The following is a 13,754-nucleotide window of genomic DNA, read 5'->3' as shown; positions in this document are numbered from 1 at the left end:
CAGCAGAAATCTCCTTAATCTGCGAAATCTGTGGTTCTATGGATTCTTGAATCTGCGCTCATCTGCGCAATCTGCGGTTCCACTACCCCGATTCGCGATCAGGCGATCGCTGCCACCCGCTCGCGTTGCTCGCGCAGCGCCGCGAGATCGTCGCGCAGCTGCTGGCTGCGCGTGCGGGCCCCCTCGACCACGTGCTCGGGTGCCTTGGCGAATTCCGGGTTGGCGAGCCGCTTGTCCAGACCCGCGAGCTCCTGCTCGGCCTTGGCGATGCGCTTGTCCAGCCGCGCCAGCTCGGCATCGGTGTCGATCAGCCCCTTCATCGGCACCAGGATCTTCATGTCGCCGAGCAGCGCGGTGGCCGCCTGCGGCGCATTCTCGCTGGGCTCGAGGAACAGCGGGGCTTCGGTGCGGGCAAGCGTGCAGATGAGCTGCTGCATGCGGCGCACGCGCTCGACGTCGACCTCGCCGGCATCGCGGAGATAGACCGGCAACACCGTCGACGGCGAGAGATTCATCTCGCCGCGGATGTTGCGGATGCCCACGATGAAGCCCTGCAGCCAGGCGATGTCGGCCTCGGCGGTCGCGTCGATCTTCTCCGGCTCGGCGCGCGGGTAGGGCTGGCGCATGATGCTGTCGCCGGTCTTGCCGGCGAGCGGGCCGATGCGCTGCCAGATCTCCTCGGTGATGAAGGGCATTACCGGGTGCAGCAGCCGCAGGATCGCTTCCAGCACCAGCAGCAGCGTGCGCCGCGTGCCGCGCTGAGCGGCGAGATCGCGTCCGCCCAGGGCCGGCTTGGCGAGCTCGACGTACCAGTCGCAGTACTCGTGCCAGATGAAGTGGTAGAGCGTCTGCGCAATGAGGTCGAAGCGGTAGTCCGCGAAATGCTGCTCGACCTCGGCCTCGACGCGCTGCAGGCGCGACACGATCCAGTGGTCGGCGGCCGACAGCGTCAGCGCCTGACCCGGATCGGGCAGTCCCTCGTGCTCGCAGTGCATGAGCACGAAGCGCGCAGCGTTCCAGATCTTGTTGCAGAAGTTGCGGTAGCCCTCCGCGCGCTTCGGGTCGAAGCGGATGTCGCGCCCGGTCGATGCCAGCGCGCAGAAGGTGAAGCGCAGCGCGTCCACGCCGGTTTCGTGCAGCCCCTCCGGGTACGCCTTGCGGGTCGTCTTCTCGATGGCCTTCGCCTTCTGCGGCTGCATCAGGCCGGCGGTGCGCTTGGCGACCAGGTCGTCGGCGCTGATGCCCTCGACGATGTCGAGCGGGTCGATGACGTTGCCCTTCGACTTGCTCATCTTGGCGCCGTCGGAGTCGCGCACCAGTCCGGTGATGTAGACGTCGCGGAACGGCACGTCGTCGAGGAAGTGCAGGCCCATCATGGCCATGCGCGCGACCCAGAAGAAGATGATGTCGAAGCCCGTGACCAGGACATCGCCGGGGTAGTGGCGGCGCAGGTCCTCGGTATCCTCGGGCCAGCCCAGGGTCGAGAACGGCCAGAGCGCCGACGAGAACCAGGTATCGAAGACATCGTCGTCGCGGCGCAGCGCGACATCGGCGCCGATGCCGGCCTCGGCGCGCGCCTCGGCCTCGTCACGGCCGACCAGCACGCGGCCGTCGCCGGTGTACCAGGCGGGCACGCGGTGCCCCCACCAGATCTGACGCGATATGCACCAGTCTTCAATATTTTCAAGCCAGTGCCGGTAGGTGTTGATCCAGTTTCCCGGCACGAAGCGCATGCGCCCGTCCTCGACCGCCGCCAGCGCGCGCTCGGCCAGCGGCTTCGCGCGCACGAACCACTGCTCGGTCAGGTAGGGCTCAATGACGGCGTCGGTGCGGTCGCCGTGCGGCACCATCAGCTTGTGCTTCTCGGTGCGCTCCAGCAGGCCCAGCGCCTCCATGTCCGCGACCACGCGGCTGCGCGCCTCGAAGCGGTCGAGGCCGGCGTAGGCGGCGGGGGCGGCATCGCTGATGCGGCCGTCGGGGGTCATGATGTTGATCTGCGGCAGGTCGTGCCGCTGGCCGACGGCGTAGTCGTTGAAGTCGTGCGCCGGCGTGATCTTCACGCAGCCGGTGCCGAACTCGGCATCAACGTAGTCATCGGCGATGACCGGAATGGGACGGTCGCACAACGGCAGCATGACCTGCCGCCCGATCAGGTGCCGGTAGCGCTCGTCGTCGGGATGCACGGCCACGGCGGTATCGCCGAGCATGGTTTCCGGGCGGGTGGTGGCGACGGTCAGGTGCCCGGAGCCGTCGGCCAGCGGGTAGCGGAAGTGCCACATGTGGCCTTCTTCCTCGCGCGACTCGACCTCGAGATCGGAGATCGCCGTGCCCAGCACCGGATCCCAGTTGACCAGGCGGGTGCCGCGGTAGATGAGGTCCTCGCGGTAGAGGCGCACGAAGGCCTCGGTGACCGCGCGCGAGCACTGCTCGTCCATGGTGAAGCGCTCGCGCGACCAGTCCACCGAGTTGCCCATGCGGCGGATCTGCTCGGTGATGGTGCCGCCGGACTGCGCCTTCCAGTCCCAGACAGCCTCGAGGAAGGCCTCGCGGCCGAGGTCGTGGCGCGACCTGCCTTCGGCCTCGAGACGGCGCTCGACCACCATCTGGGTGGCGATGCCGGCGTGATCGGTCCCCGGCAGCCACAGCGCGTCGTCGCCGCGCATGCGCCGGTAGCGCGTGATGGCGTCCATGATGCCGTGCTGGAAGGCATGCCCCATGTGGAGCGTGCCGGTCACGTTCGGCGGCGGGATGACGATGGTGTGCGGCCGGCCCTCGCCGGCGGGCGCGTAGAAACCGTCCTCTTCCCAACGTGCGCGCCACTTCGCCTCAAGCGCGCGCGGCTCGAATGCCTTGTCCATCTGGTCGTCGATCAATGCGGCTCGGTCCCCCGGACCGGAAGGCGCGAAGGGTAACGGAAACCGGCCCGCGTCGGGGCCGGTGGCCGCTACAGCTTGTGGGTCTGGAGCGCGTATCCGCGCTCGCGGTAGAAGCCGAACCGGGCCCGGGCCACGGCGCGCTGCTCGCTGTCGCCGAACACCGGCTCGAGCACGCGCTCGAAGCTCGAGAAGAAGCGCGGCACCTCGTCGGCGATGTTGATCAGCACGTCGCGGTGCGAGTCCGGCGGTTCCCGATCCCCGATCGCCACCGACGCCAGCGGCGAGCACGCACCCTCCGCATCGAGTCGTTCGTGGGCGAGAAAGCCGTTGTCCCGGAAGCTCCACAGCGCGCCGTCGATATCGTCGAGCAGGGCGGGGTCGCCGCCGTGCACGAAAACCTTCTGCCCGGCGCCGGCGGCCTTCTCGCACAGCCGGCAGACCAGCAGGACCGGGCCGACGTCCTCGGCCTCGGGCAGGACGTAGAAATCGACCCGCGTCATGAATCCCCGTTCTCGGTCCGCTGCAGCAGGAACTGCAGCAGCAGCGGCACCGGGCGCGCGGTGGCGCCCTTGGGGCTCTGCTTCCAGGCGGACCCGGCGATATCCAGGTGCGCCCAGCGCAGCTTGCGCGCGTAGCGGTGCAGGAAGCAGGCGGCGGTCACCGAGCCGGCCTCGCGTCCGCCGACGTTGGCCATGTCGGCGAACGGCGACTTGAGGGCGCTCTGATAGTCCTCCCAGAGCGGCATCTCCCACACGCGGTCGCCCATGTATTCGCCGGCGCTGGTCAGCGCGCGCGCCAGCGCCGGCTGATTCGCGTACAGGCCGGAGGCATGGCTGCCCAGCGCCACGATGACGGCACCGGTGAGCGTGGCCATGTCGATGACGCAGTCGGGGTCGTAGTGCTGCTCGACATAGGTCAGCGCGTCGCACAGCAGCAGGCGCCCTTCGGCGTCGGTATTGAGGATCTCGATGGTCTGCCCGGACATCGAGGTGACGATGTCACCCGGCTTGTTGGCCATGCCGTCCGGCAGGTTCTCGGACGAGGGGACCACGCCGACCAGGTTGATGGGCAGATCGAGCTCGGCGACCGCCTTCATGGCACCGAACACCGCGGCCCCACCGCACATGTCGTACTTCATCTCGTCCATGGCCGCGGCCGGCTTGATCGAGATGCCACCCGCGTCGAAGGTCAGGCCCTTGCCCACGAGCACCACCGGCTTGCCCTTCTTGGGGCCGCGCATGTATTCCATGACGCTGAAGGTGGCGGGCTCGCGCGAGCCGCGCGACACCGACAGCAGCGCCCCCATGCCGAGCTTCTCCATGGCGGCCTCGTCGAGCACCCTGGTCTTGATGCTCGGGTAGTCGGTCGCCAGCTGCTTGGCGGTGTCGCCGAGGTAGGTCGGCGTGCAGCGGTTGCCGGGGAGATTGCTGAGATCGCGCGTGAGGGTCATGCCGGCACCGAGCGCGCGCGCGGCGCGCAGCGCTTCCTCGGCCTCCGGCAGGAGCCCGCGGCTCGGCACATCGAAGGTGAGGCGGGTCAGGCGGCTGCGCTCGGGGTCGGGCTTGCTCTTGCACTGCGTGAAGCGGTACTCGTGCTCGGCGGCGGTCATCGCGGCACGCAGCACCGCCCAGCGCAGATCGCGTTTGCGCGCGACGAGATGCGTAAGATAGGACACCGCGTCGACGGCACCGGTCTTGCGCAGGGCGCCGATCGCAGCCTCGTTGGCGCGCACGAAGGCCTTGTCGTCGAAGTCGCGTTCGCGCCCGAGCCCCACGAGGAGCACCCGATCACTCAGCACACCCGCCAGGCCGTGCAGCACCAGCGTGTCGCCGACGCGACCGTCCATGTCGCCCCGGCGCATGGCCTGGGTGAGGGCGCCCAGACTGGCGGTGTCGATCTGCTGCGCCGGCGCGCTCAGCTTGCGGCGCTCGAAGACGCCGAGGATCACGCATCCGACGCGTTGTTTCTGCGGATTGCCGCTTTTGACGAAGTAGTCCATTTTTCTGCCTTTTACTCAAGTTTCGGACGCTCGCGCGAGTGTCCGCAAAGCCCGGCGATCATGCAAGTGCGCATCATCTATCGTGGCAGTCGCCGCGATGCACCGGTGGGCGCGCCCTGATGGCCGCGACGCGGACGCTGTCGCGCTACTTCCTGCGCGAAGCCGCCGGCGCGTGGGTGGCCGTGCTCGCGGTGCTCATGCTGGTGATGCTCGCGAGTCGCTCGGTCCGCTTCCTGACCGCCGCCGCCGAGGGCAAGATCCCGGTCGATCTCGTGCTCCGCGTCGTGCTGCTCTCGGCGCTGCAGTATGTCACGCTGATCACGCCCATCTCGCTCCTGCTGGGCGTGATGCTGGCGATGGGGCGGATGTACAAGGATCAGGAGATCACCGCCGCCACCGCCTGCGGGGTGAGCCTCGGCCGCCTGGCGCGGCCCTTCGCCGTGCTCGCGCTGATCGCGGCCTTCGGCACCGCCGTGCTGTCGCTGGATCTGGGACCGCGCGCCGGCCGCGCCGTCGACCGGCTTACGCTGGAGGCGCGCGAGCAGCTGTCGTACGCCCCGTTCGAGTCCGGGCGCTTCGCCTCGCTGGCGGGCGGCGACGCGGTGTTCTACGCCGAGCGCGCCAGCGACGGCGGCACGGTCTTCGAGACCGTCTTCATCCGCAGCGAGCTGCCCGAGTTCCCGGGCGTGATCCTCGCCGGCGGCGGCCGGCAGCGCGTGCTGCCCGGCGAGGCGACCCGCGAGATCGCGCTCAGCGACGGGCATGCCTACCGGCGGCTGGACGGTGCGCTCGCCTGGGACCGGATGACCTTCGATGAGCTGGAGCTGCGGCTCGAGCCGCCCGAGCTGCTCTACACCCCGTCCGAGGCCGAGATCGAGCCCACCCGCGCCCTGCTGGCGCGCGGCGACACGGCGGCGCTGGCCGAGTTCCACTGGCGCCTGGCGTCGCCGATCGCGGTGCTGCTGATGGTGCTGATCGCCGTGCCCCTGTCCCACGTCGGGCCGCGGCAGGGACGCTACTCGAAGCTGGTGCTGGGGCTGATCATCTACATCGTCTACGCCAATCTGCTGGGTGCCGGCCAGACCGCGCTGGAACGGGGGTCGATACCGGTCTGGCTGGGGCTTTGGCCGGTGCACGCCGGAGCGCTCGGCGTCGGCATATGGCTCTGCGCGCGGCGGGTGGGGCGGCCCAAGGCATGAAGCTGCTCGATCGCCACATCGCCACCCACGTGCTCGGCTTCTCGCTGGTGGTGGCCTTCGCCCTGATGGCCCTGCAGAGCTTCATCACGCTGGCCGCCGAGGCCGACGACATCGACGAGACCTTCGGTTTCGTCGATCTGGCGCTGGTGGTGCTGCTGCAGACACCGGGCATCCTGCTGGTGCTGCTGCCCATCATCGCCCTCATCGGCACGCTGCTCGGGCTGGGCGCGCTCGCCCAGCAGGGCGAGATCGTGGCGATGCGCGCATCGGGTGTCTCGGTGCTGCGCATCGGCGGCGCGACGCTCGCCGGCGGCGCGGTGCTCGCCGCCTTCACGCTGCTGACCACCGATGTCATCGCACCGGCCGGGGAGCGCGCGGCCGAGCGCATCCGCAGCGAGGCGCGCTACGGCACCGATCCCGGCGCCCTGGTGCGCCCGGTCTGGCTGCGCAGCGGCGACGAGATCTACCACGTGCGCCGCGTCGAGGATCCCGAGAACGTGGAGGCGGTCACGGTCTACAGCATCGGCGACGACGGCGAGCTCGTCGCCATCTCGGAAGTGGAACGCGCCAGCCATCGCGACGGCGAGTGGCAGGCCGAGGATGTGCGCCGGACCCGCTTCGCGGGCGATGCCGTCGAGCGCGAGCGGATCGACACGCTGGAGTGGCCGTCCGGGCCGTCGCCCGATGTGCTCGAGCTGGTGGTGCTGGAGTCGGACACGCTGTCGATCCGGGGACTGCTGCGGCTGATCGGCTATCTGCGCGACAACGGTCTGGACACCCAGCAGTACGAGCTGTCGCTCTGGCAGAAGCTGGTGTCGCCGCTCACCGTGCTGGTCATGATGCTGCTGGCGGTGCCCTATGTGCTGGGCTCGCTGCGCGACAGCGGCACCGGCCAGCGGCTGCTGGTGGGCGTGCTGATCGGCGTCGTGTTCTGGGTGGCCAACGAGCTGGTCGCGAGCAGCGCGCTGATCTACCGATGGCCGCCGATGCCGGCTTCGGTCGCGCCCAGCGCGGTGGTGCTGCTGTACGCGCTCTGGCGGCTGCGCGGCACGCGCGGCTGAGGCGCCTCAGCCGTCGGTCGCGGAAGCCGCGCGCAGCTTGCGCAGGGTGTCCTCGACGCTGCGACGGAGCTCGCCGATGTCGGCGTGCATGTCGTCGCCGCCATCGTCCTGCTGCGCGCTGCGCTCGACCCGTGCCGCCTGCGCCTTCAACCGGTGCAGATGGTAGAAGGCGGCGGTGCCGTGCAGGGCGTGCGCGGCCTCCCGCAGCGCCGGCCGATCCGCATCCGCGAAGCTGCGCTCGATGCCGGCGAGCTGCTCGGGCAGTTCCTCGGCGAGCATCTGGCGCAGCTCGGCGTCCTGCAGCAGGCGGGTGTCGATGCCGGCGTCGCTGGATTCCGGTGCATCGGCCGCGCCGCCGCGCTGCCGCAGCCACGGTGACAGCGCGCGCAGAAGCTGACGCGCGTCGAAGGGCTTGCTGATCACCACGTCGGCACCGGCGAGGGCGGCGCGGCGCTGCTCGTCGGCGTCGAACCAGGCGGACATCAGCACCAGCGCCGCGCGCCGCGGTCCGCCATCGCGGGCGCGCAGGCGCTGCATGACCTCCAGCCCGCTGTACCCCGGCATGTGCAGATCGAGCAGCGCGCCGTCCGGTGCTTCCTGCTCGAACAGGCCGAGCGCGGCATCGCCGTCGCTCGCGGTGAGCACGTCCGCGCCCAGCTCGCGCAGCATCTGCGCGATCAGCCCGCGGGTCGCGCCCGAGTTGTCGGCCACCAGGAAGCGCAGTCCGGTCAGCGCCTGCTGGGCGCGCTCCTCGTGTCCGACCGCCGCCGCGCACAGGTGCCGGTAGAGGGCGCTGCGGCCCGTGGACTTGGGCAGGGCGACATCGGCGCCGCAGCGCAGCGCCTGCTGGAGCTCGTTCGGGCTGGCGCTGCGCAGCAGGACCACGCGGGCCGGAGCGGCGTCGCGGGTGTCGAGCAGGGTCAGGATGCTGCGTTCGGACAGCTCGGCCGGGCTCAGCCCCAGCAGCACGAAGGTCGGGGGCGCCTCGGCCCCCCGGAGGGCCTCGGCCAGCGCGTCGGCGCTGTCGAAGGTGCGCCAGGTGACGCCCCAGTAGTCGAGGCTGTGCGTCAGTGCCAGCCGCGCCGTCGCGGAGGGTTCCAGCAGCCAGGCGCTGCTGCCGCGCAGTGCCTGCAGGGGCGCGCCGCGCGTCTGCTCGCGCTGGCGCTCCAGCCGGATGGTGACGCCGAAGGTGCTGCCGCTGCCGGGTTCGGACTGCACGTCGACGTCGCCCTGCATCGCCTGGGCGAGGCTCCGCACGATGGAGAGCCCCAGCCCCGTGGAGCTGCCCGGCGTGCCGCTGGCCGCCGGGCTGTAGGCATCGAACAGATGGTCGAGGCGGTCGGCGGCGATGCCCATGCCGGTGTCGCTGACCGTCAGCCGGAGCTGTACGTGATCGCCCTCGTCGCGCTCGCGCATGACGCGCAGGACGATCTCGCCGCGATCGGTGTACTTGACCGCGTTCGACAGCAGATTGGTCATGATCTGCTGCAGGCGGGCAGGGTCGCCGCGCAGGCGCGTGGGCACGTCGTGGTAGATGAAGTGCACCAGCTCGAGGTCCTTGTCGCACGCCGATGGCGCGATCAGCGCGAGCGCGTCCTCGATGGTGTCGGCGAGGTCGAAGCTGACCTCGTGCAGGTTCAGCGCCCCGGCCGCGATGCGGCTCCAGTCCAGCAGGTCGTTGATCATGCCGAGCAGGTTCTGGGCGCAGCGGTGCAGGCTCTCGGCGTGCTCGTGCCCCTCGCGGCTGGTCTCGGTGCGGCGGAGGCGGTCGGCGTGTCCGAGGATGGCGCCGAGCGGCGTGCGCAGCTCGTGACTGAGGCCCGCCAGCAGCGTGGTCTGATGCTGAAGCGCGCGCTGGTGGTCCTCGGAGCGCGCCTCGGCATCGCGCATGGCGCGCTGCATGGCGTCGTACTGGCTGCGGAGCCGTGCGGTCGCCCGGGTCACGGCCTCCTGTGCGGAGGCCTGCTGGCGTGAGCGGATATCGGCGTGCTCGCTCAGCGTGTCGGCGAGATAGCGCGCGCGCACGGGCAGCCGGCCCGACGCGCGGTGCTCCAGCCGGCCGTTGCGATGCGCTTCCGCGACCGCGGTCAGCTCCCGCCAGGGGCGCTGCAGCGCGCGCACCGACAGCGCCGCGATGAGCAGGGCCGCGGCGATGCCGCCACCCGCTGCGGCGAGGACGCGTTCGGCACCCGCGGGCACCAGCCCCTCGATGGCCATCCAGACCGCCACCGTTGCCCCGGCGCCGCCCACCAGCGGGGCCAGCACCAGCAGACTGGTACGGACGGCGAAGCCGCCCGGCGGACGGGAAGGCGAACGTGCCATGGGTTCGGAAGCGGCGGGCGCGACAGCGATGTGGCCGAGGGTCCGCTAGACTAACGCGCCCTCAGGCGCCGCAGGCTCAAGCGCTTCATGCTCACCGATTTCATTGGCAACACGCCGCTGGTTCGCGTCACCCGGCTCGACGGCATCGGCAACAACCGGCTGTACGTCAAGCTGGAGGGCAACAATCCTGCTGGCTCGGTGAAGGATCGACCGGCCTGGAGCATGATCCGCCACGCGCAGGAGCGCGGCGAGATCCAGCCCGGCGACCGCCTGATCGAGGCCACCAGCGGCAACACCGGCATCGCCCTGGCGATGGTGGCCGCTGCCGCCGGCTATCGCATGACGCTGGTGATGCCCAGCCACATGAGCGCCGAGCGCAGCGCCGTGATGCGCGCCTTCGGCGCCGAGATCGTGCACGTCAGCGAAGCCGAGGGCATGGAAGGGGCGCGCGACGTCGCCGAGCAGATGCAGCGCGAAGGACGCGGTCGGGTGCTCGATCAGTTCGCCAATCCCGACAATCCCCGCGCGCACTACGAGGGCACGGCGCCCGAGATCTGGCGCGACACCGGGCAGACCCTCACGCACTTCGTCGCCACCATGGGCACCACCGGCACGATCATGGGCTGCTCGCGGTTCTACAAGGAATACGCGCCCGGGGTGCAGGTCGTCGGCGTCCATCCGGACGGTGAATCCAGCATCCCCGGAATCCGCAAGTGGCCGGAGGCCTACCAGCCGAAGATCTACCAGCCGGCCGCGGTCGACCGCATCATCGAGTGCGGCGCCGACGCCGCCGAGAACACCATGCGCGAGCTCGCGCGCCGCGAGGGCATCTTCTGCGGACCCTCGTCCGGTGGTTCGGTGTGGGCGGCACTGCAGCTGTGCGCCGAGCTCGAGAACGCGACCGTCGCGGCGATCATCTGCGACCGCGGCGACCGCTACATCTCGACCGGCGTGTTCCCGTCCTGACGCGGGCGGCGGCGTGCCCCCGGGGACGCGTCCCGGAACTCCCAGGCCCAGCAGCGACTCCTTCCGTGAGCAAACGCAAGCGCAAGCAGCTTGACCCGACGCCCTTCGAGTGCGCGATCACCGATCTCGCCAGCGACGGTCGGGGCGTCGCGCGCCGCGACGGCAAGGTCGTCTTCGTGGCCGACGCGCTGCCCGGAGAGCGGGTGCGCGCGCGGGCGGTGAAGAGCGGCCGCGACGCCGACGAGGCGCGCACGCTGGAGGTGCTGACCGCCTCCCCGGACCGGGTCGAGCCCGGCTGTGCCCATTTCGGGCTCTGCGGCGGCTGCGTCCTGCAGCATCTGTCGCCCCCGGCGCAGCGGCACTTCAAGCAGCGCCAGCTCGCCGAGGCCTTCGGCCGCATCGGCGGCGTGACGCCGGAGCAGTGGGTGGAGCCGCTCGCCGCGGGCGAGTGGGGGTACCGGCGCCGGGCGCGCCTGGGCGTCAAGTACGTGCCCGCCAAGGGCGGGACGCTGGTCGGGTTCCGCGAGCGCGGCAATCCCTTTCTCGCCGTCCTCGAGCGGTGCGAGGTGCTCGACGAACGCGTCGGTGCACACCTGCGGGACATCGGGTCGATGATCGACACGCTGTCCATCCGCGAACGCATTCCGCAGATCGAGGTCGCGGCCACCGACCGCGTCGCGCTGGTGTTCCGGGTGCTGGAGGCGCCCAGCGGCGATGATCGCAACCGGCTCGCCCGCTTCGGACGCAGCTTCGGCTTCGACATCTGGCTGCAGACGGGCGGACCCGAGACCGCGGCACCGCTGGGCGATGCCCCGCTACCGCGCTTCTCGCCGGACGGTGGCGAGACCACGCTGGCGATGCGCCCCACCGATTTCATCCAGATCAACGGGCCGCTGGCCCAGGCGATGGTGGGACGCGCGCTGGCGTGGCTGGGGCCGGTCGCGGACCGGCGCGTGCTGGAGCTGTTCGCCGGGCTCGGGCATTTCACGACGCCGCTGGCGGCGGCGGGGGCGCAGGTCACCGCCATCGAGGGCGAGGCCGGGCTGGTGGCGCGCGGTCGCGCCAACACCGAGGCGGCCGGCCACGCCGTCGACTGGCGCTGCGCGGACCTCTTCGCCGAGAGCGCCGGCGCCGGCTGGGCGACCGAGGGGTACGAGCTGGCGCTGCTCGATCCGCCGCGCGCCGGTGCGCGCGAAGTGCTGCCCGATCTCGTGGCCGCCGGCGTGCGGCGCATCGTCTACGTCTCGTGTCATCCGGCAACGCTGGCGCGGGATGCCGGCATACTGGTCACCGAACACGGATTCCGCCTCGAACGTGCCTGCGTCATGGACATGTTCCCGCATACCGCGCACGTGGAATCTATGGCCCTACTGACGAGATGAGCGATGGCGCTGGAGATCGAACGCAAGTTCCTGATCGCGGGTGAGCAATGGCGGGATGCCGCGCACAGTCCGCGCCGCCTGCGCCAGGGCTACCTCGGCGGCGAGGGCGGCCGGGCATCGGTACGCGTCCGGGTCGACGACCGCGAGGCGCGGCTCAACATCAAGGCCGCGGTGGTGGGCAGCGCCCGTGCCGAGTACGACTACCCGATGCCGCGCGACGAGGCCGACGAGATCCTCGACACGCTCTGCGTCGGCTGCATCGACAAGACGCGCCATCTGGTCGATTTCGCCGGCCACCAGTGGGAGGTCGACGAGTTCCACGGCGACAATGCCGGGCTGGTGGTGGCCGAGATCGAGCTCGGTGCCGTCGACGAGACCTTCGAGCGTCCCGACTGGCTGGGCGAGGAGGTCACCGACCAGAAGCGCTACTACAACCACGCGCTGGCCATGACCCCCTGGAAGGACTGGGAAGCGGCCTGAGATGACGGCCGGCATCACCATCGATCTGTCCGCGCAGACCCTGGCGTGGCAAGACGGCGACGCGCGGCGCAGCTACCGCGTGTCGACCGCGGCCAACGGGGCCGGTGAGCGCGACGGCAGCGGCTGCACGCCGCGCGGGCGCCACGTCGTGCGCGCGCGCATCGGCGCCGGAGCCGATCCGCTCGCGGTCTTCGTCGGACGCCGTCCGACCGGCGAGCGCTGGTCGCCCGGACTGGCTGCAGCGCACCCCGCACGCGACTGGATCCTCGGCCGCATTCTCTGGCTGTGCGGGTGCGAGCCCGGCCGCAACCGCTTCGGGGCGGTCGACACCATGCGCCGCTACATCTATATCCATGGCACGCCGCCGGATCAGCCACTGGGCGTGCCGGGGTCCCACGGCTGCGTCCGCATGAACTGCGACGACGTGGTCGATCTGTTCGACCGCACGCCGGCCGGCAGCGAGGTGCTTATCCATGACTGACGCCGTCGCCATGCCGCTCGGTCCGCTGATGATCGACATCGCCGGAACCGCGCTCACCGCGGCCGAGCGCGAGCGTCTCATGCACCCCCAGGTCGGTGGTGTGATCCTGTTCTCGCGCAACTACGTCGATCGCGACCAGCTCTGCGCGCTGACCGCCGAGATCCGCGCGCTGCGCGCGCCGCGGCTGCTGGTGGCGGTCGATCACGAGGGCGGCCGCGTGCAGCGCTTCCGCGACGGCTTCACCGTTCTGCCGCCGATGGCGCAGTTCGGCACCCGGGCCGCTGACGCCCCCGGTGCCGCCATGGAGGCGGTACGCGAGCAGGGCCTGACCATCGCCCGCGAGCTCGTGCCCTGTGGCGTCGACCTGGCATTCGCACCGGTGCTCGATCTCGATCACGGCCATTCGGCGGTGATCGGCGATCGTGCGCTCGGGCACGACCCGGACACCGTCATCGCGCTCGCCAGCGCCTTCTGCGACGGACTCGCGGAAGGGGGCATGGCGGGTACCGGCAAGCACTTTCCCGGTCACGGCATGGTCGCCGTGGATTCGCATGAAGCGCTGCCCGAGGATCCACGCGAGCTGGACGCGGTCCGCGCCAGCTGCCTGATGCCGTTCAGCGGCATGATCCGGCGCGGCATCCCGTCGCTGATGACCGCGCACATCCGTTTCCCGGCGGTCGACGCTCTGCCGGTGACCTTTTCGCGGCGCTGGCTGCAGGACATCCTGCGCGGCGAGCTCGGCTTCGAGGGCGTCATCGTCTCGGACGACCTCGGCATGGGCGCGGCGGCCGTGATACCGGACCCCGCCGAGCGTGTTGCCGCGGCGCACGCCGCCGGCTGCGAGCTCATCCTGATCTGCAACGACGCCGACGCAGCCGAACGCGCGCTCGGCGCCGATCTGCCCGCACCCGACGACGCAGCCAGCGCACGTCTGTGCGGACTGGCAGCCCGCGACCCCGAATACCCACTCCAGACCGATTCCTGAGCA

General features: G+C 70.8%; 11 protein-coding genes. 7 read left to right on the top strand and 4 right to left on the bottom strand.

What is annotated here, in order from left to right:
* Positions 1 to 98 precede the first annotated feature (98 nt).
* From KAH28_RS14680 to KAH28_RS14670, 3 genes are all read right to left on the bottom strand, one after another.
* Positions 99 to 2,858, bottom strand: coding sequence for a valine--tRNA ligase (locus tag KAH28_RS14680; protein WP_366918205.1), 2,760 nt, complete (start codon positions 2,856 to 2,858; stop codon positions 99 to 101).
* Positions 2,859 to 2,944: 86 nt separating this feature from the next.
* On the bottom strand, positions 2,945 to 3,376 hold the full coding sequence (locus KAH28_RS14675; protein WP_290577849.1) for a DNA polymerase III subunit chi: 432 nt from the start codon (positions 3,374 to 3,376) through the stop codon (positions 2,945 to 2,947).
* A complete protein-coding gene (locus tag KAH28_RS14670; protein WP_290577847.1) occupies positions 3,373 to 4,875 on the bottom strand; it encodes a leucyl aminopeptidase in 1,503 nt (500 codons plus the stop codon). The genes KAH28_RS14675 and KAH28_RS14670 overlap by 4 nt, the downstream gene beginning before the upstream one ends.
* A 119-nt stretch (positions 4,876 to 4,994) precedes the next feature.
* On the opposite strand from KAH28_RS14670, the gene lptF reads away from it, so the two are divergent.
* Both lptF and lptG read left to right on the top strand, forming a co-directional pair.
* Positions 4,995 to 6,074 (top strand): LPS export ABC transporter permease LptF, encoded by a 1,080-nt coding sequence (lptF, locus tag KAH28_RS14665; protein WP_290577845.1) that lies wholly within the window; start codon positions 4,995 to 4,997, stop codon positions 6,072 to 6,074.
* Positions 6,071 to 7,135 carry an LPS export ABC transporter permease LptG gene (gene lptG, locus KAH28_RS14660; protein WP_290577843.1) on the top strand — a complete coding sequence of 355 codons (1,065 nt, stop codon included), beginning with the start codon at positions 6,071 to 6,073 and terminating at the stop codon, positions 7,133 to 7,135. The genes lptF and lptG overlap by 4 nt, the downstream gene beginning before the upstream one ends.
* A gap of 6 nt (positions 7,136 to 7,141) precedes the next feature.
* On the opposite strand, the gene KAH28_RS14655 is transcribed toward lptG, so the two are convergent.
* Positions 7,142 to 9,457: an ATP-binding protein gene (locus tag KAH28_RS14655; RefSeq protein WP_290577841.1), complete on the bottom strand. Its 2,316-nt coding sequence runs from the start codon at positions 9,455 to 9,457 to the stop codon at positions 7,142 to 7,144.
* A gap of 87 nt (positions 9,458 to 9,544) precedes the next feature.
* On the opposite strand from KAH28_RS14655, the gene cysM reads away from it, so the two are divergent.
* The 5 genes from cysM (at position 9,545) to nagZ (ending at position 13,751) form a co-directional block, all read left to right on the top strand.
* Entirely contained in the window at positions 9,545 to 10,423 is an 879-nt protein-coding gene (cysM, locus tag KAH28_RS14650; RefSeq protein ID WP_290577839.1) for a cysteine synthase CysM, read from the top strand.
* Positions 10,424 to 10,488: 65 nt separating this feature from the next.
* A complete protein-coding gene (rlmD, locus tag KAH28_RS14645) occupies positions 10,489 to 11,805 on the top strand; it encodes a 23S rRNA (uracil(1939)-C(5))-methyltransferase RlmD (protein ID WP_290577837.1) in 1,317 nt (438 codons plus the stop codon).
* A gap of 3 nt (positions 11,806 to 11,808) precedes the next feature.
* Positions 11,809 to 12,285: a CYTH domain-containing protein gene (locus KAH28_RS14640; RefSeq protein WP_290577835.1), complete on the top strand. Its 477-nt coding sequence runs from the start codon at positions 11,809 to 11,811 to the stop codon at positions 12,283 to 12,285.
* A gap of 1 nt (position 12,286) precedes the next feature.
* Entirely contained in the window at positions 12,287 to 12,766 is a 480-nt protein-coding gene (locus KAH28_RS14635) for a L,D-transpeptidase (RefSeq protein ID WP_290577832.1), read from the top strand.
* Positions 12,759 to 13,751, top strand: coding sequence for a beta-N-acetylhexosaminidase (gene nagZ / locus KAH28_RS14630; RefSeq protein WP_290577830.1), 993 nt, complete (start codon positions 12,759 to 12,761; stop codon positions 13,749 to 13,751). Before KAH28_RS14635 ends, nagZ begins: the two co-directional genes overlap by 8 nt.
* The last annotated feature ends 3 nt before the right edge of the window (positions 13,752 to 13,754 follow it).

Source organism: Algiphilus sp. (assembly GCF_023145115.1).
Classification (GTDB): Bacteria; Pseudomonadota; Gammaproteobacteria; order Nevskiales; family Nevskiaceae; genus Algiphilus.
Note: the sequence above shows the minus strand (reverse complement) of the source record. Positions and strands in the feature narration are given on the sequence as shown.